Genomic DNA, 21,222 nt, shown 5'->3' with positions numbered 1-21,222 from the left:
AGCGGGGTCAGGAAACCAGCCGCCCGCCCTCGATCCGCACCACCCGCTGCATCGCCCGGGCCACCGCCGGGCGGTGGGTGATCATCACCACGGTCTTGCCGGCCATCGCCTCCTCCAGCGCCGCCAGCACGGACCGCTCGGTTTCCGCGTCGAGACCCTCGGTCGGCTCGTCCAGCAGCAGGATCGGGGCGTCGCGCAGGACCACCCGGGCAAGCGCCACCCGCCTGCCCTCGCCGCCGGACACCGCCACCCCGGCCTCGCCGAGCCAGGTGTCGAGCCCCTGCGGCAGCTCGTCGACCATCCGCTCCAGCCCGCCGATGCGCAGCGCGCGGGCCAGCGCCGCCGCGTCGGCATCGGGCGAGCCGAGCAGCAGGTTGTCGCGCAGGGTCCCGGCCAGGATCGGCGTGCCCTGGGACAGCACCCCGAGCCGCGCGTGCAGCTCCGCCTGGGCAAGATCGCGCAGATCCGTCCCGCCGAGACGCACCGTCCCCGCATCGGGGTCGTGGAACCGCATCAGCAGCCCGAATAGGGTAGATTTCCCTGATCCGGACGGCCCGACGATCGCCAGCCGCTCGCCGGTCGCGATCTCCAGGTCGATATCGACCACCGCCGGCCGGTCGGCCCCCGGATAGGCGAACCGCACGCCCTCGATCCGGATGTCGGTGCCGTCGGGAACCGCCGCGGGGCGGACCGGGTCGGTCACCGCCGGCAGCAGCTCCGCGATCTCCCGCAGGCGCTGGCTCGCCGAGCGGGTGCGGCCGAGCATCTGATAGGCGAGCGGCAGCGGCGCCACCGCCTCGAAAGCGGCCAGGGTGACGAAGGCGGCGATCGCGAGCAGCGGGCCGACACCCTCCCCCGCCGCATCGGCCGCCACCACGCCGACCAGCAGCACCGCGACCAGGGCCGACTGGGTCAGCATCTGGGTGGCCGCCGCCCCGGCCGCGGCGATGACCGCCTGATGGCGGACCACCGCGCCGTGGCGGGCCGACGCCTGGGCAACCTCGCTCAGAGCGCGCTCGACGGCGCCGTGGGCGATCAGGTCGGTGAGCCCCTGGGAAACGTCGATCGCCTGCTGGTGCAGCTCGGCCGCGCGCCACAACTGCTCCCGTCCGGCGGCCCGGCCGACGCGCTCTGTCAGCGCTGGCACGCCGATGCCCGCCAGCAGCAGGATCAGCAAGACGGCCACCGCTACCGCCGGCGCCACGGCCGACAGGATCGCCGCCAGGGCCAGCGCGGCCAGCAGCGCCACGATACTGGGCGTCACGAGCTGGATGTAGAGTCCGTCCAGCGCATCCACGTCGCCGACCAGCCGCGATAGCAGATCGCCCGCCCGCAGCCCGCCGATCCGGCCGGGCACAAGCGGCGCCAGCCGGTCGAAGAACCACAGGCGGATATCGGCGAGGATTCGGAAGGTGGCCTCGTGGGTCGTCAGCTTCTCCAGATACCGCGCCGCCGAGCGGGCCAGAGCAACCGGCCGCAACAGCCAGGCACCGGCCGCGACCGCCCCCACCGCCACCGCACCAGCCAGACCGAGGAGGGCGAGCCCGAGCCCCACCACCAGCACCGACAGCACCGCGCCGAGCAGCATCCAGCCCGCCCGCGCCCGGGTCAGGCGCAGGAAATACAGGAGGTCAGCCATTCGGGCTCTCCTCCGACGCGCCGGTAGCCCGATCCTCGACCACCCGGCCGCGCTCCAGCCGCACCACCCGGTCGGCCATGGCGACCACCGCCGGGGAATGGGTGGCGACGAGCACCGTCCGGCCCTTGGCCAGGGTCCGGAGCGCCGACAGCACCGCCGCCTCGCTGTCACGGTCCAGGTTCGCCGTCGGTTCGTCCAGCAGGACGAGTGGCGCATCGCGGACCAGGGCGCGGGCCAGGACAAGGCGGCGCGCCTCGCCGGCCGACAGCATCCGCCCGCCTTCCCCGACCCGGGTGTCGAGCCCGTCCGGCAGCCGGCCGATCGCGGGGCCGAGGGACGCGGCACTCACCGCATCGACGAGTTGGCCGTCGCTCGCGCCGGGCCGGCCGAGGGTGAGGTTGTCCCGCAGCGAGGCCGACAGGATCCGCGCCCGCTGACCGGCCCAGGCGATGGCCGGCACCAGCGCGCGTCCCTCAACCGGCACACCGTCGACCAGCACCCGGCCGGAACTCGGCTGGCGCAGCCCGAGCAGGATGGACAGCAGGGTGGACTTGCCGGATCCGCTCTCGCCGACCAGGGCCACGACTTCGCCGGGCGCCACGGTGAAACTGACGTCGTCCAGCGCGACCCGGCGGCCGCCGGGATAGGCCAGGGAGAGATGCTCGAAGACCAGTTGCGGCGCCGCGTGGATCGACACGGACTCCGCCGGCGCCGGCAAGCCGTCCGCGGCGTCGAGGATCTCGAGGATCGCCTCGGCCGCGCCGAACGCCGCGGCCTTGTCGTGATAGTGGATGCCGAGACGGCGCAGCGGCTGGAAGATCTCCGGCACCAGGATCAGGACGAACAGGCCTTCGCTCAGGGCCAGGCCGTCGCCCGATAGCAGAGAGCCGGCCAGATGCACCGCCACCAGGGCCAGCGCCAGGGAAGAGAGCAGCTCCAGGGCGGTGGAGGACAGGAAGGCCAGCCGCAGCACGCCCATGGTCCGCCGCCGCAGGTCGTCGGACACCGCCCGCATCCGGTCGCGCTCACGGCCGATCTCGCCGAACAGCTTGAGGGTGGGGAGGCCCTGGAGGCGGTCGAGGAAATAGCCGTTGGCCCGCTTCATCGCGGTGACCTGAGACCGCGCATGGACCCCCGTCCGCCAGCCGATCAGCCCCATGATCACCGGCGTCAGCGCACCGGCCGCCAGCAGCATCCCGCCGGACGGCAGGTCGATCAGGAAGACCGGAACCAGCAGGCCCAGCGGTACCGCCGCAGCAAGGATCTGGGCCGGATAGAACCGGGCGACGAAGCCGTCTAGGGCCTCCACCTGATCGACGGCGGTCGCGGTCACCGCGCCGCTGGCCCGGTTGTCGAGCCAGGCCGGACCGAGAGCCGCCAGGGCGGCGAGGACGCGGCCGCGCACCGCCTGCTTGATGCGGAACGCGGTGGACGCACCGATGGCGTCGGCCGCCACGGACAGCCCGCCCCGCAGGACGATCAGGGCGAGGGCGAGGATCGCGGGCGGCCAGAGCACATCGATCCCGGCGCCACCGATCGCATCGGCGATCAGGCCGGCGATCACCCAGGCCTGGGCGACCGCCACGCCGGCGCCCAGGAACCCGGCGGCGACCATCATCGAAAGGGCCATGCTCTGGCCGGCGAAGAGACGCTTGAGCCAGGCCATGCGCCGACGCTCCGCGATCCGGTCGCCGGAGGCGGAGGAAGACGGTGCGACGTCGGTCGGCACGGGGGCGGAAGCGGATATCTCGACCATCGGCGTTGCGGTAGCGCGGGGGCCGGAGACTGTCAAACCCGCCGGTCGTCGCGCCGCCGGTTGACATGACACCGGGAGACCATATTTTCCCGCTCTATGTCCGCCTCCCCTCCTTCAGCGCTCGGCCGGAGCGCCGGCCGCAAGGTCGGCGTCGAAATCGAGTTCGGGGGCATCGGCACTCTGGAGACCGCCCGGATCATCGCCGACGAGTTGGGCGGGACCGTCGAGCACTCCAGCCCCTATGCCGCCGTCATCCGCGACACGTCCATCGGCGATCTGTCGGTGGAGCTCGACTGGTCGTGGATCCAGAAGGCTGGCGACGACGGGGGCATTCTCGACCAGACTAAGGAACTGCTGGCGGAACTCGGCCGCGACGTGGTCCCGACCGAGATCGTGGCGCCGCCCCTCGCGGGCGACCGGGTCGGGGAGCTGGACCTGCTCGTGCGCGCCCTGGCGGAAAACGGGGCGAAGGGAACGCGGGCCGGCCTCCTGAACGGCTTCGGCATGCATCTCAACCCGGAGCTCTGGGAGACCGACCTCAACGCCACCACCCTGCGCAAGGTGCTGCAGGCCTATCTTCTGATGTCCGCCGATCTGCGCGAGGCGATCCAGGTGGACTTCACCCGCTCCCTGCTGCCCTTTGTCGCCGCCTTCGGCGACGATTACATGCGGCACGTGCTGCATCCGGAGTACGATCCGGACATGGCGACCCTGATCGACGACTACATCGCCTTCAATCCGACCCGGAACCGCGAACTCGACATGCTGCCGGTCTTCGCCCATATCGACGCGCCGCGCGTCCGCGGCCGGCTGACCGACCAGAAGATCTCGAGCCGGCCGACCTTCCACTGGCGCCTGCCGAACGCGGATCTGGAAAGCCCGTTCTGGTCGATCACCCACGAATGGGAGCGCTGGCTTTCGGTGGAGGAACTCGCCATCGACGAGGTCGAGCTGTCGCGGCGGGTCCGGGGCTGGGCACGCGACCGGGCCCGCTCCTGGCTGGAACGCATCTGATGCGCCCGCGGATCGGCATCACCACCGGCAGGCGGAAGGGCCGGGCGATGCGCCTGGCCAATGCCTTCAACGTGCTGCTGGCGGGCGGCTGGCCGGTCACCATCGGCCCGGGAATCCGGGAGGATTTCGAGGGGCTGGACGGGCTGATCATCGGCGGCGGGGTCGATATCGAGGCGCGGCTCTACGGCGTCGATACCAGCGACGAGTGGCCCTACGACCCGGACCGCGACGCGCTGGAACTGGCGGGGATCGCCTGGGCCGACGCGGTGGGCGCACCGATTCTGGGCATCTGCCGGGGCATGCAGCTTCTGAACGTGCATCGCGGCGGCACCCTGCTGCGCGACATCGTGATCGCCAAACCGGGCTACCGGAACAGACGCTCGCTGTTCCCCTGCAAGACCGTCGAGATCAAGGAACGGACCCTGCTCTCGCGGATCGCCGGCACGGATCCGCTGAAGATCAACGCGCTGCACCATCAGGCGGTCGACGTGGTCGGCGAGGGCCTGGTGGTGGCGGCGCGGGAGGCGGCCGGGTTCATCCAGTCGGTGGAAGCCACGGAAGGCCCGATGCGCCTGGGCGTGCAGTGGCACCCGGAGCTGCTGCCCTGGAGCAGCCGGCATCGCGCGGTGTTCTCTAGCCTGATCGGTGCGGCGCGGCGGCGCGACTACCGGCAGCCGCCCATCCCCTCGACGATCAACGCGTAGCCGAGCACCGGCCCCGGCCTCCCGGTCAGGGGCAGGTCCGCGCTCAGATGTCCGACCACCGCATTCTCCGGCAGCGGGCCGCCGAGTTGCTCGACGGGCCCGGCGCGCAGGGTGGCGAGCGTCTCCGGATACCGGGTCTCGTTCCAGATCACGACGCAGCTCCCCGGCTGCTCCAGCGGCGGCGGTACGGAGAACGGACGCTTGTTGCTCCACACCCGAACCCCTTGGAGATGCCGGCGCAGGTTCGCTCCGGCATCGGTGGAGGGGGAATCCAGGCTGACGATGGTCCCGCCCTCGAAACCGGCGGCACGGAGCTGGCCGGCATATTCAGACCAGGGCATCACCAGGCGGCACTTGGTGCAGTCGAAAGGTTGCGTGACCGCCTGCGCCGCCAGCCCGCCCAGGGCCGCCAAGGCGAGACCGCAAAGAATACCGAGATAGCCGCCCATGAGCCGGCGGCCCGTCGCCACCGGCGGCACCAGGGCGAACAGCATGATCGGCAGCGGGACGAGGACGAACAGGTAGTGCTGGCGCAGCTTGTCCACGCCGGCGACGGCCATCGCCACGCCAAGGGCCAGCAGGACCAGCACCACCCATAGCCCCAACCACTGCACGACCGCGTGCTGCCCCTGCGGCAGCGACGTTTTGCGCAGAGCCCAGAGCGGTCGACCGAACAAGAGCAGGAACAGTGGAAGCAGGGGCAGCGAGAAGTCGAACGCCGCTTTCAGGGCGAGCAGGCCGCGCTCCACCGGCCCGTCGGGCGGCACGTCGGCGATGGCGCCCTCGAGGATCCGCGCCTCGGCGACGGCGAGCCAGGTGTCCATCTGCGCGATCACGTAGACATAGGCGGGGGCGGCCAAAACCACGCCACCGACCACCGCCAGCCAGAACCGGCGGTCGAGCACGACGGCGCGCATCGTCGGAACCGCGAGGCCGGCCAGGATCAGCAGCAGCAAGGCGGGTCCGTAGCTGAACTTGCCCAGCAGGCCGGCGGCAACGACCGGGACCAGACCGACGAAGCCGGCGGTGGTCGGCAGCCGGACCAGACGCAGCATCAGCCAGACCGTTGCGGCCAGGGCGGCGATCAGGGCCAGGCTGTCCATGTACACCGTCAGCGAGGCCCAGCCGAGGAACCAGAACGCCACCGGCGAGAGGGCGGCGGCGGCGGCCAGACGGCGGTCGGCGATTGCCTCGCGCGCGGCGGCCAGCATGGCGGCGAAGAACAGGGCCAGCAGGCCGTAGCGGATCGCCACGGTGGCACCGAGGGTCGGTCCGACCAGCCTCTCGGCCAGGGCCGACAGCCAGCCGGCGATCGGCGGATTCCCGAAATCGTAGCCCAGCGCGAAGCTCTGGCCGTACAGCATGAGCTGCGCCTCGTCGCCGGACGACCCGGAGAGCAGCACCATCCGGATCAGCCATGCGAGGCAGTAATACACCGCGACCACGGCGAGAAAGACCCGCACGCGGCTGAGCGACAAGGCGGCGTTGCCGAGACGGTCGAGATACGGAAGGAAGCGCTGCATCGGGCCGGCAAGAACCTGAACGGATAATGCGCAGGTTCAACCACGCCGACAGGTCGGGAGCAAGACGAAGGACAATCGTCCCTTGCGGCAGTGGCTGTTTTTCGGAGGCGCTCGTCGGTCGCGGTTTCCGGAAAGCGCGATTCCCGATCCCCGGCGTTCGTTCCCGGCTCACCCCCCAACCCATCCCACACTCCCCGGCCTTGTGCCGGGGCAATCCGGGCAGCCGGGTCGGGCGTTCGGGATTAGGTCACCAGCACAGACGCGTCGGACGGGATTGCCCCGGAACAAGTCCGGGGAGTGATGATGTTTGACTGGATGAGTAATGTGGCCCAGACGGGCACCAGGTCCCGGACGACGCTCTCGCGTGTCCGATCGAGGGAGAGGTGAGGCCATTCCCTCGTCCGACCGGATCCCCCCGAAGGGAGCATCCGGGACCCAGATCTCGGCGGCGAAACCTCAGGCGGCTTCGCGCTTGTTGCGTTCCTCTTCCGGATCGTAGGCGAGCGACGGCGCCATCCAGCGCTCCACCTCCTCGACGGACATGCCCTTGCGGCGGGCATAGTCCTCGACCTGATCCCGCTCGATCCGGCCGAGACCGAAATACCGGGCTTCCGGATGGGAGAAATACCAGCCGGAGACCGACGCCGCCGGCCACATGGCAAAGGACTCGGTCAGCTCGACGCCGGCCTGCTTCTCCGCGTCCAGCAGCTCGAACAGCGTGCCCTTCTCGGTGTGGTCAGGGCAGGCCGGATAGCCGGGGGCCGGGCGGATCCCCTGATAGTCCTCGGCGATCAGCTGCTCGTTCGTCAGCGTCTCGTCGGCGGCATACCCCCAGAATTCGCGACGCACCCGCTCGTGCATCCGCTCGGCGAAGGCTTCGGCGATCCGGTCGGCCAGGGCTTTGACGAGGATCGAGTTGTACATGTCACCCGCCTCCTCGTACTCCTTGGCCTTGTGCTCGATCTCGATGCCGGCGGTCACCGTGAAGCCGCCGAGCCAGTCGCCGCCCCCGGGCGCGATATAGTCGGACAGGGCCAGGTTGGCCTTGTCCTCGCCGCGCGGCATCTGCTGTCGCAGGGTGTGGACGACGGTCTCGCCCTGCTCGGTCTTCAGGCGGATGTCGTCGCCGTCGGCCTTGGCCGGCCAGAAGCCGATCACCGCGCGCGGCTTCGCCCACTCGCCCTCGACGATCTGCTTCAGCATCTCCTGGGCATCGTCCCAGAGCGGCCGCGCCGCCTCGCCGACGACGGGATCGTCCAGGATGTCCGGGAAGCGCCCCCTCAACTCCCAAGTGGAGAAGAACGGCTGCCAGTCGATCCGGTCGACCAGTTCCTGCAGCGGATAGTTCTCGAACGTCTTGATGCCTTCGAAGGCCGGCTTCGGCGGCTGGTAGCCGGCCCAGTCGATCTTCGCCTTGTTGGCGCGGGCATCGGCGATCGAGATCCGTTCGCGGTCGACGCGACCGGTGCGGCGCTTCTCGGCCATCTTCTGATAGTCGGCGCGGATCTTCTCCGCATAGGCCGTCTTGCGGTCGCGGGACAGCAGTTCCTGGACCACGCCGACCGCGCGGCTGGCGTCGATCACATGGACCACCGGACCCTTGTAGGCCGGGTCGATCTTGACCGCGGTGTGCATCTTCGAAGTGGTCGCCCCGCCGATCAGCAGCGGCAGGTCGAGCCCCTCGCGCTGCATCTCGGAGGCGACATAAACCATTTCGTCCAGGCTGGGGGTGATCAGGCCCGACAGGCCGATCGCGTCCACCTTCTCCTCGGCGGCGACCTCCAGGATCCGTGCGCAGGGCACCATCACGCCGAGGTCGATGACCTCGTAGTTGTTACACTGCAGAACCACGCCGACGATGTTCTTGCCGATGTCGTGGACGTCGCCCTTCACCGTCGCCATCAGGATCTTGCCCTTGGCGCTCTGGTTCTCGTCCTTTTCCGCCTCGATATGCGGCAGCAGGACGGCGACGGCCTTCTTCATCACGCGGGCCGACTTCACCACCTGCGGCAGGAACATCTTGCCAGCACCGAACAGGTCGCCGACCACGTTCATGCCGTCCATCAGCGGCCCCTCGATCACATGGATCGGCCGGTCCGCCTTCAGGCGCGCCTCTTCCACATCGGCCTCGACGAAATCGCCGATGCCGTGGACCAGCGCGTGCTCCAGGCGCTTCTCGACCGGCGCCTCGCGCCACTTGTCGTCGACCACCTTGGCCGCCCCGCCGGATCCCCGATACTGCTCGGCGATCTCCAGCATCCGGTCGGTCGCGTCCGCACGGCGGTTCAGCAGCACGTCCTCGATCCGCTCGCGCAGGTCGTCGGGAATGTCCTGGTAGACGGGCAGCGCGCCCGCATTGACGATGGCCATGTCGAGGCCCGCGTCGATGGCGTGGTACAGGAAGCAGGCGTGCATCGCCTCGCGCACCGCGTTGTTGCCGCGGAACGAGAAGGACACGTTCGACACGCCGCCCGACACATGGACGTGGGGCAGGTGCTTCTTGATCAGCCGGGTACCCTCGAAGAAGGCGCGGGCATAGTCGTTATGCTCGTCGATGCCGGTAGCCACCGCGAAAATGTTCGGGTCGAAGATGATGTCCTCGGGCGGGAAATCGACCTTCTCCAGCAGCAGGTCGTAGGCCCGCTTGCAGATCTCGAACTTGCGCTCGGCGGTCTCGGCCTGGCCCTGCTCGTCGAAGGCCATGACCACGACCGCGGCGCCGTAGCGGCGCACGAGACGCGCCTGCTGCAGGAACGGCTCCTCGCCCTCCTTGAGGCTGATCGAATTCACGATGCCCTTGCCCTGAAGGCACTTCAGGCCCGCCTCGATCACGGTCCATTTGGAGCTGTCCACCATGATCGGTACACGGCTGATGTCCGGCTCGCTGGCGATCAGGTTGAGGTAGGTGGTCATCGCCGCTTCGCTGTCGAGCAGGCCCTCGTCCATGTTGACGTCGAGGATCTGGGCGCCGCTCTCCACCTGCTGGCGGGCGACCTCAAGGGCCGTCTCATACTGATTCTCGGCGATCAGCTTGCGGAAGCGGGCGGAGCCGGTGACGTTGGTCCGCTCGCCGATGTTGATGAAGGTGCCTCGGCTTTCGGTCAAAACGCACTCCTGAGATCAAAGGGTTCGAGGCCGGACAGACGCAGGCGGCGCGACAGTTGCGGCACGACGCGCGGCGCGGCGGCCTTCACCTGTCGGGCGATCGCGGCGATATGGGCCGGCGTGGTGCCGCAGCAGCCGCCGACCACATTGACCAGCCCGTCCTGCGCCCAATGGCCCAGATGCTCGGCGGTCTGTTCCGGCTTCTCGTCATAGCCGCCGAATTCGTTCGGCAGGCCGGCATTCGGATAGGCGGAGACGCGGACGTCGGCCACCCGCGACAGCTCGGCCACGTGCGGGCGCAGGTCCTTGGCGCCGAGCGCGCAGTTGAAGCCGACGCTGAACGGGTTGGCGTGGCGCACCGAGTTCCAGAACGCCTCCGGCGTCTGCCCGGACAGGGTGCGGCCGGAGCGGTCGGTGATGGTGCCGCTGATCATGATCGGCAGCTTGGTCCCAGCCTCGTCGAACGCCTGCTCGACGGCGAACAGCGCCGCCTTGGCGTTCAGGGTGTCGAAGATGGTCTCCACCAGAATGATGTCCGCGCCCCCCTCGATCAGACCGAGCGTGGCTTCCAGGTAGGCGGCACGCAGTTCGTCGAAACTGGTGTTGCGCGCCCCCGGATCGGACACGTCCGGCGAGATCGACGCGGTGCGGTTGGTCGGACCGAGAGCGCCGGCCACGAAGGTCGGGCGGCCCTCCTCATCGCGCACCTTGTCGGCGGCGCGGCGGGCGATCCGCGCGCCCTCCACATTGATCTCCCTGGCCAGATGCGACAGGCCGTAATCCGCCTGGCTGATCGACGTGGCGTTGAACGTGTTGGTCTGGGCGATATCGGCACCCGCCTCGAAATACTGGCGGTGGATATCCTCGATCATCTCCGGCTGAGAGAGATTGAGGATGTCGTTGTCGCCCCGAAGGTCGTGATTGGACTCGGTGAAGCGATCCCCGCGGAAATCCTCCTCGGACAGGCTCAGGTTCTGGATCATCGTGCCCATGGCACCGTCCAGGATCACGACCCTCTGTTCCGCGAGGCGCGAGAGTTCTCGTGCCGCTTCAGTCATCGGACTCTCCAATTCGGTCAGTAGCTGCGGGCGACCGGTCTCGGTCCCGCATCGTTCGCGGGCGCCGGACGAACCGGGCCCTCGATGGTCTCGCATGGCTCGACACGCCGGCCCGCGGTGAACGCGATCCGCTGCCTCAGCCCGGTCCTGTCGTCCAGTCCCGCCCAATGGGGGGAGGTCGGAGCCAGATCGACGAACAGCGGCCCCCGATAGGCCTCGGCGGTCGCCCACAGGGTTTCCGCGAAGGGCCGGTCCAGATTGTCCGGCGCCAGGGCGAGGCCGTGGGCGCCGATCCCGGCAACGGCGGCCGCCGCACGGGCCAGACTGTCGGTGATGGCGTCGCGGGCCAGCGCGCCCAGCCGCGTCTCGTAGCGCAGCTTCACCAGCACCGGCACCGACCGGCCGGCATCGGCCATGCCGCGCCGCGTGCCGTCCAGGGCGGCGACGATCCGCGCCGGGCACTGCGCCGTCTCCAGCAGCAGCATGTCGGCCCCACCGCCGACCAGCCCGGAGGCCATGGTACGCGCCGCCGCCTCGACCCGGTCGAGCGGCAGGAAGCCGATCAGCGGGGCCAGGGCTTCCACCCGGGCCACGCCCATCACCCGCCGGCCGCCGCCATGCTCCCGCGCCGCCTTGGAGGCGTGCTCGGCCGCCATGTAGGAGACGATGAACGCCTCGTCATGCATGCGATAGCGGTCCAGCCGCTCCGGCGAAGCGCCGCCGGTATTGGTGCGCAGGATGTCCGCGCCCTCGTCCAGATGCCAGCGGTGCAGCTCGATCACCGCCTTGGGGTCGGTGATGTTCAGCTCCTCCAGGCAGGAGGCGCCGGCACGCGCCGACAGCTTCCCGAACCCGCCGGAGACCAGCGCGGGGCCGGTCCTGGAGCCAGCCATCGGTTCGGTGAAGCCAGTGGTCACGCCGCGGCCTCCATTTCCGGCCGCAGGCCGAGGCGGCGGCAGATCGCGCCGGTGAGCTGGGGGCGGTTGAGGGTGTAGAAGTGGAAGTCCTCCACCCCCTCTTCCATCAGCTTCATGCACAGGTCGCTGGCGGTAGTGGCGGCGACGAGCTGGCGGGTCTCCGGATCCTCGTCCAGGCCGTCGAACAGCTCGGCCATCCAGGCCGGAACCACGGCGCCGCAGGCCTTGGAGAAACGCACCACCGTCTTGAAATTGGTCACCGGCAGGATACCCGGCACCACCGGCACGGTGATCCCCGCCTTGTCGCAGATATCGCGGAACCGCAGGAAGGTGTCGGCCTCGAAGAAGTACTGGGTGATCGCCCGGGTGGCGCCGGCGTCGATCTTACGCTTCAGATTGTCCAGGTCGGCCGCCGGCGTCGCGCTGTCCGGATGAACGTCCGGATAGGCGCCCACGGAAATTTCGAAATCGCCGATCCGGCGCAGGCCTTCGGTGAGCTCCGCCGCGTTGGCGTAGCCGCCCGGATGCGGCTCGTAGCGCTCGGCATCGGCCGGGGCGTCGCCGCGCAGGGCGACGATGTGCTTGATCCCCGCCGCCTGCCAATCGCGGACGATCTCGTCGATCTCCTCGCGGGTGGCGCCGACGCAGGTCAGGTGCGCCGCCGGGGTCAGGCTGCTCTCGCGGGCCAGACGCTTCACGATGCGGCTGGTGCGCTCGCGGGTGCTGCCGCCGGCGCCGTAGGTCACCGAGACGAAGGACGGCCGGTACGGCTCAAGCCGGGACACGGTGTGCCAGAGCTTGGCCTCGCCCTCCTCGTCCTTGGGCGGGAAGAATTCGAAGCTAACGTTTGGAGTGTCGGACATGACGCTCATCCCCTCAAGACGCCGCCCGCAGTTCTGCGGCGCCGGTGTTTCCGGTTGTCAGTTCAGTGCTGCCGGCCTTGCGGGCGCTCCACAGGCAGACCGTCAGCGGGTCGCCGGCGAGACTCACCGCCGGCTCCAGGCCGAGTCCGGCGCTCTTCGCCATGCGGCCGATTTCCTCGCCGGAGAAGCCGAGCCAGCGATGGGTATGCTGCTCGCGCAGTTCCTCGAGCTCATGCGGCGCGAAGTCGACCAGGATCACCCGGCCGCCCGGCTTCAGCACCCGGGCCGCCTCGCGCAGTACCTCGGCCGGCATCTCGGCGTGATGCAGGACCATGTTCAGGGTCACCGCATCGAACCGGTCGGCCGGGAACGGCAGGTGGTACATGTCGGCCAGACGGACCTGGCAGTTGCTCACCCCGGCCCGGTCGAGCTTGTCGCGGGCGATCTCCAGCATCGGCTTGGCGTTGTCGATGCCGACGGCGCTGGTCACGTGATCGGCCAGCTGCTCCAGCACCCGGCCCGTCCCCGTGCCGATATCCAGCAGGCTCTCCACCGGCTCGGCCCGCACCGCCTCCATCAGGCTGGCATCGACCAGCTCGTCATCGACATACAGGCCGCGCAGGTCTTCCCAATGGACCGCGTTCTCCTGGAAATAGGAGATCGCGCGCTCCGAACGACGGGTCCGGATCGTCTCCAGCCGGGCCAGATCCGTCTCCAGCATCGAGTCGTCCACCGGCACCAGCGGCGTCAGGGCCCGGGCGACATCGCCGCCGGCCGTCCGCTCCGCCACCCGGTAATAGGCGCGGGCGCCTTCCCGGTTCCGTTCCAGCACACCGGCCTCGACCATCAGCTTCAGATGGCGGGACACCCGTGGCTGGCTCTGGCCGAGGATATCGACCAGGTCGGTGACCGACAGTTCCGAGCGCGCGCACAGGACGAGAATCCGCAACCGCGTCGGCTCGGCAATCGCCCTCAATCCTGCAAGCATGTCTTCCATGCGGTCACCTCCAATAACGACATAAGGATATCTTTATGTGTTTATCGAAGCAAGACCGAATTCGGTTCTCAATCGACCAAATGTGTTCTGCTCACGACACCGGGGTGTCCGCCGCGATGGCCGTCAGCCCCTCCCGATAGGTCGGATAGGTGAGGTGCACGCCCAGTTCGTCGGACAGCCGCGTGGTGTCGAGCCGCTTGCACTCGCTGTAGAAGCTGCGCGCCATCTCCGACATCTCGGCGCTGTCGAAGGGGATGGCCGGCGGCGGATCGATGCCCAGCAGGCCGGCGGCGAAGACGATGGGATCGCCCGGCGGACAGGCCTCATTGTCGGCCACGTTATAGATCCCGCCGTCGCGCGGCCTGGCCATGGAGGCGAGCAGGATCGAGCCGATATCGTCCACATGGATGCGGTTGAAGACCTGTCCCGGCTTGTCGATGATCCGGGCCTTGCCGGCCTGAAGCTGCTCGATGGCGTTGCGCCCCTCCCCAGGCCCGTAGATGCCGGCGATGCGGAAGACCTGCACCGCCACATCCCGGTCGGGAAAGGCGTCGAGCCAGGCCCGCTCCGCCGCTGCCCGCAATTCGCCGCGCCGGCTGCCGGGGGTCGGTGCCTCGTCCTCCGTCACCACCCCGCCCTGCCGGTCGCCGTAGACCGCGGGAGTGGAGAGAAAACCGATCCAGCGCAGGGTGTCGCAGGCCCGCAGATCGTCGCCATGCCGATCCAGCGCCGGTACCAGGATCTCGCGCGGCGGGACGGTGTCGACCAGATGGGTCACGCCGGCGAAGGGGTCGGCGACGGCGATCGGGGCGGTGCCGTCGAAGGCGTGGACGGTCATGCCCTCTGTCCTGGAGAGCGAGTCGGCCTTCTCCGGCGAGCGGACGGTGCCGGACACGGTCCACCCGGCATCGCGCATCCGGCGGGCGAGGCGCAGGGCGGTATAGCCGAGGCCGAAGAAGAAGACATGGCCGGGAGCGATGGCCGGAGCGGGAAGGTCTGGCATGGCGGCGCCTCTGACGGAAACGGGACGCCTTCAAGATGTCATGCGTTCTGCATATTGCCACCCGCCGCGACCCGGTTATCGTCGGTGCCATGGGACCGACAGGACGGAAACAGGCAGCACCGCCGGTGGCGGCGCGTTCGCGACGCGGCGTGCCCGAGGACATCCCGCGCCTTTACCAGATCGTCGCCGCCGTGCGGGAAAACCGGCAGTTCGAGACGTCCGCCAGCTTCAATGCGGCGGTCTATCCGTTCCTGCAGTCGGGGTTGTGCTGGGTGCTGTCGATCGGGCCGGCCATCGTCGGCTTCGTCGCCGTGGATGCGCGGGCCGGATCGGTGGAGATGCTGTACGTGCATCCCGCCCATGAGGGACGGACCATCGGCCGCGCCCTGATGCGCCGGGCCCTGTCCGATCTGGTCCGCCTCGGCCACCGTATCGCCTGGCTGGTCACCGCCCGGGAAACGCGGGCGGAGCGCTTCTACCGCGCCCAGGGCTGGGTCGAGATGGAAGTGACGGGACGAGGCTCGGTCAAGCTGGCGAGAAAGCTGAGCGGGATGTAGGTGGGCCCTACCCGCCCCACCTTGCCCCGTCATCCCGAACTTGTTTCGGGACCTTGTCCACGCTTGTGCCAAGTGGGGTCCCGAAACAAGTTCGGGATGACGATAGAGGGTGGGGTAGGGCAGACCCAAACCATACTCACTCCCCGGCCTTGTGCCGGAGCCTACCCCGAAGCAGCTCCTTCGCTTGGAAGCTCTTGACCAGACAGACGCGTGGGCCCCGGCACAAGGCCGGGGAGTGCGGTGTGGGCTGGTTGGGAGGCGCCCAACCTACCCCGCCCGTCTGCGCCGCCGCCGGCCGCTCTCGCCGCCGGCCTCGCTCGGATCCGGCCGTGCGGGCAGGGTCACTTCCGCCGACAGGTTCGGGAACGGCGCCGTCCTGTGCGGCAGGGCCATGGCGTCCACGAAATGCTCCTGGAAGCGCGGCTCGACCGCCGTCTCCACCTTCTCCACCCGGCGCACCACCCGCTCGATCTCGCGCCGCGCCTCGGCGTTGAGCAGCGCCATGCGGGCACCGGTGCCGGCCGCGTTGCCGACCGACCAGACCTTGTCCAGCCGGCAGTCCGGGATCATGCCCAGGACCATCGCGTACTTCGTGTCGATATGGCTGCCGAAGGCGCCGGCCAGGATGATCCGGTCGACGCTCTCCACTCCGAGCTTGTCCATCAGCAGCGCCGCGCCGGCATAGAGTGCGGCCTTGGCGAGCTGGATCGCCCGCACGTCGGTCTGGGTGACCACCACCTCCGGCGACAGCCGGTAGGAGAAGGTGCGGCCGTCGCTTTCAATCCGCGGCGTGCGGGCAGCCATGGCGCCATCGATCGTGCCGTCGGTTTTCAGCAGCCCGGTCAGCACCATCTCGGCCAGCACCTCGATGATGCCGGAGCCGCAGATGCCGGTCACGCCGGTGCGTCGGGTCTCGTCCTCGAAGCCCTCCTCGTCGGACCAGAGATCGACGCCGATCACCTTGAACTTCGGCTCCAGGGTCTCCGGATCGATCCGCACCCGCTCGATGGCCCCCTGCGCCGCCCGCTGTCCGCAGGTGATCTGCGCACCTTCGAAGGCCGGGCCGGTGGGCGAGGACGCGGCAAGCAGCCGCTGCCGGTTGCCCAGCACGATCTCGGCATTGGTGCCGACATCGACGATCAGGGTCATCTCGTCTTGCTGGTGCGGTCCTTCCGACAGGATGACGGCGGCGGTATCCGCCCCCACATGGCCGGCGATGCAGGGCAGGCCGTAGGCACGGGCGTCCGGGTGCAGGGTGATGCCGAGCTCGCTGGCATGCACGTTCACCGCCGTGTCGATGGCCAGCGCGAAGGGCGCCCCACCCAGCTCGGTCGGGTCGATGCCCAGCATCAGGTGGTGCATGATCGGGTTGCCGACGAAGACCAGGTCGACGATGTCCTCCACGTCGATCGCGGCCTCCTGGGCGACCTGGGAGGACAGGTGGTTCACCGCCTCGCGCACGACCTTGGTCAGCTCGACCTCGCCGCCCGGGTTCATCATGACGTAGGAGACCCGGCTCATCAGGTCCTCGCCGAAGCGGATCTGCGGGTTCATCACCCCGCTGGAGGCCGCAACCTCGCCGGTCGCCAGATCGCAGAGATGGGCCGACATGGTCGTGGAGCCGATATCGACGGCGAGGCCGTAGATCTTCTCCTTGAAGCCGGGCCACACACCCGTTACCCGCCGCCCCTCGCGCAGGCAGACGGTCACCTTCCAGTCGCCGTCGCGCAACGCCTTCTGCAGGTAGCTCAGCACCGGCAGGTCGCATGTCACGTCGTCGGCGATGCCCCAGTCCGGCCACTGCTCGCGCAGGCTCTCGCAGAGCCGGCGGAAATCGCCGGACGGCTCGTGCATGTCGGGCTGGCGCACCTCCACGTAGTGCAGCTTGTGGATCGGGTTGATCTCGATCGCCCGCACCTCGGCGCGCTTGCGCACGATCTGGCGGTGGACCTGGCTGGTCTCCGGCACGTCGATGACGACATTGCCGAGAAGCTGGGCCGAGCAGGACAGGCGGCGTCCCGGTTCCAGCCCGCGCTTCTCGCGGTAGCGCAGCTCGTTGCGGGCCGGGTCGGACAGGTTGGCGGCACGGCTGTCGACCTGGAACTTGGTGAAGCTGCCTTCGCTCAGGGTTACCTGGCAGCGGCCGCAGATGCCGCGCCCGCCGCAGACGGAGTCGATGTCCACGCCGAGGGCGCGGGCGGCCTGCAGCACGGGGGTGCCGACCGGGAACGTGCCGCGGCGGCCGGACGGCGTGAAGACGACGAAAGCCTCCCCCGCATCGTCGTTCGATGCGGGCCCGATCGGCCCGTCGGTGCTTCCTACGTCATCCATATCCGGTGCGGCGGCTCCTGTGGTCCAGTGCTGGTGTCCGGGATCAGGCCCGGCGTCGGCGGCGCTCCCGCCCGCCGCGCGCGCCCGCAGCCTCCTGGCCCTCGGCCGCCGGCTCGCGGAAGCGCTTGATCCAGCGGCGGCATTCCGGGTCGTGGCCCATCATCACATCCGCGCCCATCACGCCGGCCATCTCTTCGGCATGCAGCGGGTTCATGATCGCCGAGGTCATGCCCGAGCCGATCGCCATGGACAGGAAGGCGGCGTTCAGCGCGTGGCGGTTCGGCAAGCCGAAGGAAATGTTGGAGGCGCCGCAGGTGGTGTTCACGCCCAGCTCGTCGCGCAGCCGGCGGATCAGCCGCATGGCGGAATGCCCGGCCAGGTTCAGTGCGCCCACCGGCATCACCAGCGGATCGACCACCACATCGGCGCGGGGAATGCCGTAATCCGCGGCCCGCTCAACGATCTTCTTCGCCACCTCGTAGCGCACGTCGGGGTCTTCGGAGATGCCGGTCTCGTCGTTGGAGATCGCGACCACGGCGGCGCCGTATTTCTTGATCAGCGGCAGGACGACCTCCAGCCGCTCCTCCTCACCGGTGACCGAGTTGACCAGCGCCTTGCCCTGGTAGACCGCGAGCCCGGCTTCCAACGCCTCGACGATGGAGCTGTCGATGGAGAGCGGCACGTCGGTGATCGACTGCACCAGCTTGATCGACTGCGCCAGGATCGCCGGCTCGTCGGCCAGCGGGATGCCGGCATTGACATCCAGCATGGTGGCCCCGGCCTCGACCTGGGCGCGGGCGTCGGACTCGACCCGGCTGAAGTCGCCGGCGGCCATCTCGGCGGCCAGCAGCTTGCGGCCGGTCGGGTTGATCCGCTCACCGATCACGCAGAACGGCCGCTCGAAGCCGATGGCGATTTCCTTGGTGGCGGAACTGACGATGGTGTCGACCATGGGGCGGGTCTCCGGATGCGGGGTGGCGGGGTCAGGAGGCCGCGCGGGCCGGATCGGAGGCGCCGAGCAGGATCGCCTGCTTGCGCGCATCCACGGTGAAGTCGCCGGCAGCGACCGCGTTGGCCCACTCCGCCGTCTTGGCGAGGCCGCCGAACGGGTAGAAATGCAGCTTCTCGATGCCGCAATCCGGATCGGCAGCCTTATAGGCGGCGAGATCGAGCAGCAGCCGGTCCGGCGCCTGCACCAGCATCAGCTTGGCGAGGTTGCGGGCCTGGCGGGTCAGCACGCGGATGGACGGGCCGATGCCGGACATCTGGGCGAATTTCAGCAGGGTCTTCAGGGTGGCAAGTCCCGGCACGCCGAGATGGATCGGCAGGGTGTTGCCCCAGCTTCGGATCCGCTTGTCCCAGGCGACGATGGCGGCGGCGTCGAAGCAGAACTGGGTCTCGATATACATCTCCAGCCCGCGCTCGGCGGCGAAGCGGTTCTTCCAGAGCAGCGCATCCTTCAGCGCCGTCTCGTCGATGTCCGGGCTGCCCTCGGGATGGCCGGCGACGCCGATCTTGCGAATGCCGTGGGCCTCGAACAGGCCGGTCGCCAGCAGGTCCATGGTGGACGCGAAGGCGCCCAGCGGCCGGTCGAGCCCGCCGGCGACGACCAGCGTCTGGGTCACTCCGGCCTCGTCCTTAAGACGGCCCAGGATGCGGTCCAGCATCGCGATGTCGGTAATCGAGCGGGCGGCGATATGCGGCACCGGCTCGAAGCCCTCGCGGCGCAGGCGAGCGGCGACGGCGATGGTGTCCTCGACCGCACTGCCGGGCAGGAAGGTGACGTTGACCGTGGTGCCGAGGACCAGATGCTCGGCGAAGTCGGCGACCTTGGCCGAGGATGCCGGGGTGGTCTCGACGGAGAAGCCGTCGATCAGGCTGATCACATCACGCGCGGTCGCAAGTGCCATCCCAATCCCCTTTTGCCTGCCGGCCTTTATCCAAGGATCGCGCCGGTCTCCCGCCTTATATGAGGCCAGCCGGACGGGACCGATTGCCGCATCACGCCATCCTCAATCCCAAATCCGACAAACAGCCATGACGAGGATTGGATTGCGCGCCTGCAACGGCTGGGGCAGAGGAGTCGTCGGCGACCTTCAACCTTGCGAGACGAGCCCCCGATGACCGAGCGCAGCCGTACCTATACCTGGGCCGACCCCGCCCCGCTGACCGAGGCCACCCGTGCGCTGGACGGCCTGACCCTGCTGAGCCGGATCAAGGACGGCGACCTTCCTGCGCCGAGCATCGCCGCCACCATGGGCTTCCGCCTCGCCGAGGTGGCCGAGGGCCGAGCGGTGTTCGAGGGCGAATGGCAGGAGTTCCTGTCGAACCCGGCCGGCACGCTGCATGGCGGCTGGTACGGCGCGATCCTGGACAGCGCCATGGGCTGCGCGGTGCATTCGACCCTGGCGGCCGGCACCGGCTACACGACCCTGGAATACAAGGTCCACATCACACGCGGGGCCGGCCCGGAGGCTGGTGTCCTGCGCGCGGAAGGCGTGGTGGTGCACCGCGGACGACGCACTGCAACGGCGGAGGCGAAGCTGGTCGACGCCAAGGGCAAGGTCTACGCCCATGCGACGACGACGTGCCTGATGCTGTAGGGGCGGCATCTCCCGCCGCATTCCCCTCTATCGGTATCCGAGGTTGGATGGGCCCGAGGATATGCCCTTGACCCAAGACATAGAAATTGTCTCATAATCGGGAAAGATTCCTATATATGAGAAATACATGCCCTTCGACGACCTCACGCCCCGCCTTGCCGACCGGCTGAAACGGCTGCGCCAGGAGGCCGGGTGGTCGCTGGAGACGCTGGCGAAACGCAGCGGCCTCAGCCGGGCCACCCTGTCGCGCATGGAAAACGCCGAGGTCAGTCCCTCGGCCGAGGCGCTGGGCAAGCTCTGCGCCGCCTACCGGATGCCCATGTCGCGGCTGATCCAGATGGTGGAGCAGGACTTCGCCGCCCTGGTGCCGGCCGAGGTCCAGACGGTCTGGCGCGACCCGGCCACCGGCTACGCCCGGTGCTCGGTCTCGCCCCCCGCCGAAGCCCTGCGCGGTGAAGTCGTAGCCGGCACCCTGCCCGCCGGGACGCGGATCGCCTACGACACCCCGCCGGTGGAGGGGCTGGAGCACCACCTGGTCATGCAGTCGGGTCGACTGATCCTGACGGTGGAGGGCACCGAGCACGCGCTCGGCCCCGGCGACTGCCTGCGCTACCGGCTCCACGGCCCGACCGTCTTCCAGGCCGGTGAGGACGCACCGGCCCACTACCTGCTGTTCCTGGTGTAGCTCGATGGCCGGATCCGCGATCCTCATCCTGCTGGCCGTGATCGGCGGCGCGCTGATCGCGGCCCAGGGGCCGATCTTCGCCCGGCTGGCCGGCAGCGTCGGCGGCACCCTGCCGGCGGCCCTGCTGTCCTTCACCATCGGCACCTGCGCGCTGATCAGCCTGATCCTGGTCACCGGCGCGCCGTTCCCGAAGCTGGCCGATATGCGCGCCGCGCCGCCCTGGGTCTGGGCCGGTGGGCTGATCGGCGCCTATCAGGTGATGCTGTCGATCACCGCCGTGCCGAAGATCGGGGTGCTGGCGTTCCTTACGGCCGTCATCGCCGGCCAGCTCATGGCCGCCATCGCCTATGACCAACTCGGCGCCTTCGGGCTGGCGGTGCGGGCGCTGACCCTGACGAAGATGGTCGGCATCGCTCTGCTAATCGGTGGGCTGGCGCTGATCGTGTGGGAGCGGTGAGCCGCGTTCT

The 21,222-nt window shown here is 69.3% G+C and carries 18 protein-coding genes; 6 read left to right on the top strand and 12 right to left on the bottom strand.

Annotation, left to right across the window (positions count from 1 at the left end; translation table 11 throughout):
• Positions 1–7: 7 nt before the first annotated feature.
• Complete coding sequence (gene cydC, locus T8K17_RS10840; RefSeq protein ID WP_322334522.1) at positions 8–1,639, bottom strand: thiol reductant ABC exporter subunit CydC; 1,632 nt, start codon at positions 1,637–1,639, stop codon at positions 8–10.
• On the bottom strand, positions 1,632–3,305 hold the full coding sequence (cydD, locus tag T8K17_RS10835) for a thiol reductant ABC exporter subunit CydD (RefSeq protein WP_322334521.1): 1,674 nt from the start codon (positions 3,303–3,305) through the stop codon (positions 1,632–1,634). Before cydD ends, cydC begins: the two co-directional genes overlap by 8 nt.
• A 186-nt stretch (positions 3,306–3,491) precedes the next feature.
• Here cydD and T8K17_RS10830 point away from each other — a divergent pair, with 186 nt between their 5' ends.
• Together T8K17_RS10830 and T8K17_RS10825 are read left to right on the top strand one after the other, a co-directional pair.
• Complete coding sequence (locus T8K17_RS10830) at positions 3,492–4,409, top strand: amidoligase family protein (protein ID WP_322334520.1); 918 nt, start codon at positions 3,492–3,494, stop codon at positions 4,407–4,409.
• Positions 4,409–5,113, top strand: a complete 705-nt coding sequence (locus T8K17_RS10825; RefSeq protein ID WP_322334519.1) for a gamma-glutamyl-gamma-aminobutyrate hydrolase family protein — start codon at positions 4,409–4,411, stop codon at positions 5,111–5,113. The genes T8K17_RS10830 and T8K17_RS10825 overlap by 1 nt, the downstream gene beginning before the upstream one ends.
• Here T8K17_RS10825 and T8K17_RS10820 read toward each other — a convergent pair.
• From T8K17_RS10820 to T8K17_RS10790, 7 genes are all read right to left on the bottom strand, one after another.
• Positions 5,074–6,636 carry a hypothetical protein gene (locus T8K17_RS10820; RefSeq protein ID WP_322334518.1) on the bottom strand — a complete coding sequence of 521 codons (1,563 nt, stop codon included), beginning with the start codon at positions 6,634–6,636 and terminating at the stop codon, positions 5,074–5,076. The two genes, T8K17_RS10825 and T8K17_RS10820, sit on opposite strands and share 40 nt — an antisense overlap.
• Positions 6,637–7,092: 456 nt before the next feature.
• The gene (gene metH, locus T8K17_RS10815; protein WP_322334517.1) at positions 7,093–9,741 is read right to left on the bottom strand and encodes a methionine synthase; all 2,649 of its coding nucleotides are present in this window, start codon (positions 9,739–9,741) and stop codon (positions 7,093–7,095) included.
• Positions 9,738–10,799, bottom strand: a complete 1,062-nt coding sequence (locus T8K17_RS10810) for a homocysteine S-methyltransferase family protein (protein ID WP_322334516.1) — start codon at positions 10,797–10,799, stop codon at positions 9,738–9,740. Before T8K17_RS10810 ends, metH begins: the two co-directional genes overlap by 4 nt.
• Positions 10,800–10,816: 17 nt before the next feature.
• The gene (locus tag T8K17_RS10805) at positions 10,817–11,716 is read right to left on the bottom strand and encodes a homocysteine S-methyltransferase family protein (RefSeq protein ID WP_322334515.1); all 900 of its coding nucleotides are present in this window, start codon (positions 11,714–11,716) and stop codon (positions 10,817–10,819) included.
• The gene (metF, locus tag T8K17_RS10800; RefSeq protein ID WP_322334514.1) at positions 11,713–12,579 is read right to left on the bottom strand and encodes a methylenetetrahydrofolate reductase [NAD(P)H]; all 867 of its coding nucleotides are present in this window, start codon (positions 12,577–12,579) and stop codon (positions 11,713–11,715) included. Before metF ends, T8K17_RS10805 begins: the two co-directional genes overlap by 4 nt.
• Before the next feature lie 13 nt (positions 12,580–12,592).
• The gene (locus T8K17_RS10795) at positions 12,593–13,576 is read right to left on the bottom strand and encodes a metalloregulator ArsR/SmtB family transcription factor (RefSeq protein ID WP_322334513.1); all 984 of its coding nucleotides are present in this window, start codon (positions 13,574–13,576) and stop codon (positions 12,593–12,595) included.
• Positions 13,577–13,667: 91 nt separating this feature from the next.
• Positions 13,668–14,579: an SDR family oxidoreductase gene (locus tag T8K17_RS10790; protein ID WP_322334512.1), complete on the bottom strand. Its 912-nt coding sequence runs from the start codon at positions 14,577–14,579 to the stop codon at positions 13,668–13,670.
• Positions 14,580–14,614: 35 nt separating this feature from the next.
• On the opposite strand from T8K17_RS10790, the gene T8K17_RS10785 reads away from it, so the two are divergent.
• Positions 14,615–15,136 carry a GNAT family N-acetyltransferase gene (locus tag T8K17_RS10785; RefSeq protein WP_322334511.1) on the top strand — a complete coding sequence of 174 codons (522 nt, stop codon included), beginning with the start codon at positions 14,615–14,617 and terminating at the stop codon, positions 15,134–15,136.
• Between the two features lie 267 nt (positions 15,137–15,403).
• Here the strand turns inward: T8K17_RS10785 and T8K17_RS10780 are convergent, their stop codons facing one another.
• From T8K17_RS10780 to T8K17_RS10770, 3 genes are read right to left on the bottom strand one after another with little or no spacing between them, the layout of a single operon-like run.
• A complete protein-coding gene (locus T8K17_RS10780) occupies positions 15,404–17,467 on the bottom strand; it encodes an ASKHA domain-containing protein (protein WP_322334510.1) in 2,064 nt (687 codons plus the stop codon).
• A 43-nt stretch (positions 17,468–17,510) separates the two neighbouring features.
• Complete coding sequence (locus T8K17_RS10775; protein WP_322334509.1) at positions 17,511–18,419, bottom strand: methyltetrahydrofolate cobalamin methyltransferase; 909 nt, start codon at positions 18,417–18,419, stop codon at positions 17,511–17,513.
• A gap of 31 nt (positions 18,420–18,450) precedes the next feature.
• Entirely contained in the window at positions 18,451–19,377 is a 927-nt protein-coding gene (locus T8K17_RS10770) for a methylenetetrahydrofolate reductase (RefSeq protein WP_322334508.1), read from the bottom strand.
• Positions 19,378–19,587: 210 nt separating this feature from the next.
• Here T8K17_RS10770 and T8K17_RS10765 point away from each other — a divergent pair, with 210 nt between their 5' ends.
• The 3 genes from T8K17_RS10765 to T8K17_RS10755 all read left to right on the top strand — a co-directional run bounded on the left by T8K17_RS10765 (position 19,588) and on the right by T8K17_RS10755 (position 21,212).
• A complete protein-coding gene (locus tag T8K17_RS10765) occupies positions 19,588–20,070 on the top strand; it encodes a PaaI family thioesterase (protein ID WP_322334507.1) in 483 nt (160 codons plus the stop codon).
• Positions 20,071–20,197: 127 nt separating this feature from the next.
• Positions 20,198–20,755 carry an XRE family transcriptional regulator gene (locus T8K17_RS10760; RefSeq protein WP_322334506.1) on the top strand — a complete coding sequence of 186 codons (558 nt, stop codon included), beginning with the start codon at positions 20,198–20,200 and terminating at the stop codon, positions 20,753–20,755.
• 4 nt (positions 20,756–20,759) lie between these two features.
• The gene (locus tag T8K17_RS10755) at positions 20,760–21,212 is read left to right on the top strand and encodes a DMT family transporter (RefSeq protein WP_322334505.1); all 453 of its coding nucleotides are present in this window, start codon (positions 20,760–20,762) and stop codon (positions 21,210–21,212) included.
• The last annotated feature ends 10 nt before the right edge of the window (positions 21,213–21,222 follow it).

Origin of the sequence: Thalassobaculum sp. OXR-137 (assembly GCF_034377285.1) — a bacterium.
Classification (GTDB): Bacteria; Pseudomonadota; Alphaproteobacteria; order Thalassobaculales; family Thalassobaculaceae; genus Thalassobaculum.
The sequence above is the reverse complement of the archived record's forward strand: the minus strand, read 5'-3'. Positions and strand labels throughout refer to the sequence as shown.

Coding starts and splice junctions, on each gene's coding strand:
- T8K17_RS10755 (WP_322334505.1), top strand. CDS start 20,760: ATGGCCGGATCCGCGATCCTCATCCTGCTGGCCGTGATCGGCGGCGCG.
- T8K17_RS10790 (WP_322334512.1), bottom strand. CDS start 14,579: ATGCCAGACCTTCCCGCTCCGGCCATCGCTCCCGGCCATGTCTTCTTC.
- cydC (WP_322334522.1), bottom strand. CDS start 1,639: ATGGCTGACCTCCTGTATTTCCTGCGCCTGACCCGGGCGCGGGCGGGC.
- T8K17_RS10785 (WP_322334511.1), top strand. CDS start 14,615: ATGTCATGCGTTCTGCATATTGCCACCCGCCGCGACCCGGTTATCGTC.
- metF (WP_322334514.1), bottom strand. CDS start 12,579: ATGTCCGACACTCCAAACGTTAGCTTCGAATTCTTCCCGCCCAAGGAC.
- T8K17_RS10795 (WP_322334513.1), bottom strand. CDS start 13,576: ATGGAAGACATGCTTGCAGGATTGAGGGCGATTGCCGAGCCGACGCGG.
- T8K17_RS10830 (WP_322334520.1), top strand. CDS start 3,492: ATGTCCGCCTCCCCTCCTTCAGCGCTCGGCCGGAGCGCCGGCCGCAAG.
- T8K17_RS10810 (WP_322334516.1), bottom strand. CDS start 10,799: ATGACTGAAGCGGCACGAGAACTCTCGCGCCTCGCGGAACAGAGGGTC.
- T8K17_RS10820 (WP_322334518.1), bottom strand. CDS start 6,636: ATGCAGCGCTTCCTTCCGTATCTCGACCGTCTCGGCAACGCCGCCTTG.
- T8K17_RS10760 (WP_322334506.1), top strand. CDS start 20,198: ATGCCCTTCGACGACCTCACGCCCCGCCTTGCCGACCGGCTGAAACGG.
- T8K17_RS10770 (WP_322334508.1), bottom strand. CDS start 19,377: ATGGCACTTGCGACCGCGCGTGATGTGATCAGCCTGATCGACGGCTTC.
- T8K17_RS10825 (WP_322334519.1), top strand. CDS start 4,409: ATGCGCCCGCGGATCGGCATCACCACCGGCAGGCGGAAGGGCCGGGCG.
- T8K17_RS10780 (WP_322334510.1), bottom strand. CDS start 17,467: ATGGATGACGTAGGAAGCACCGACGGGCCGATCGGGCCCGCATCGAAC.
- cydD (WP_322334521.1), bottom strand. CDS start 3,305: ATGGCCTGGCTCAAGCGTCTCTTCGCCGGCCAGAGCATGGCCCTTTCG.
- T8K17_RS10765 (WP_322334507.1), top strand. CDS start 19,588: ATGACCGAGCGCAGCCGTACCTATACCTGGGCCGACCCCGCCCCGCTG.
- T8K17_RS10775 (WP_322334509.1), bottom strand. CDS start 18,419: ATGGTCGACACCATCGTCAGTTCCGCCACCAAGGAAATCGCCATCGGC.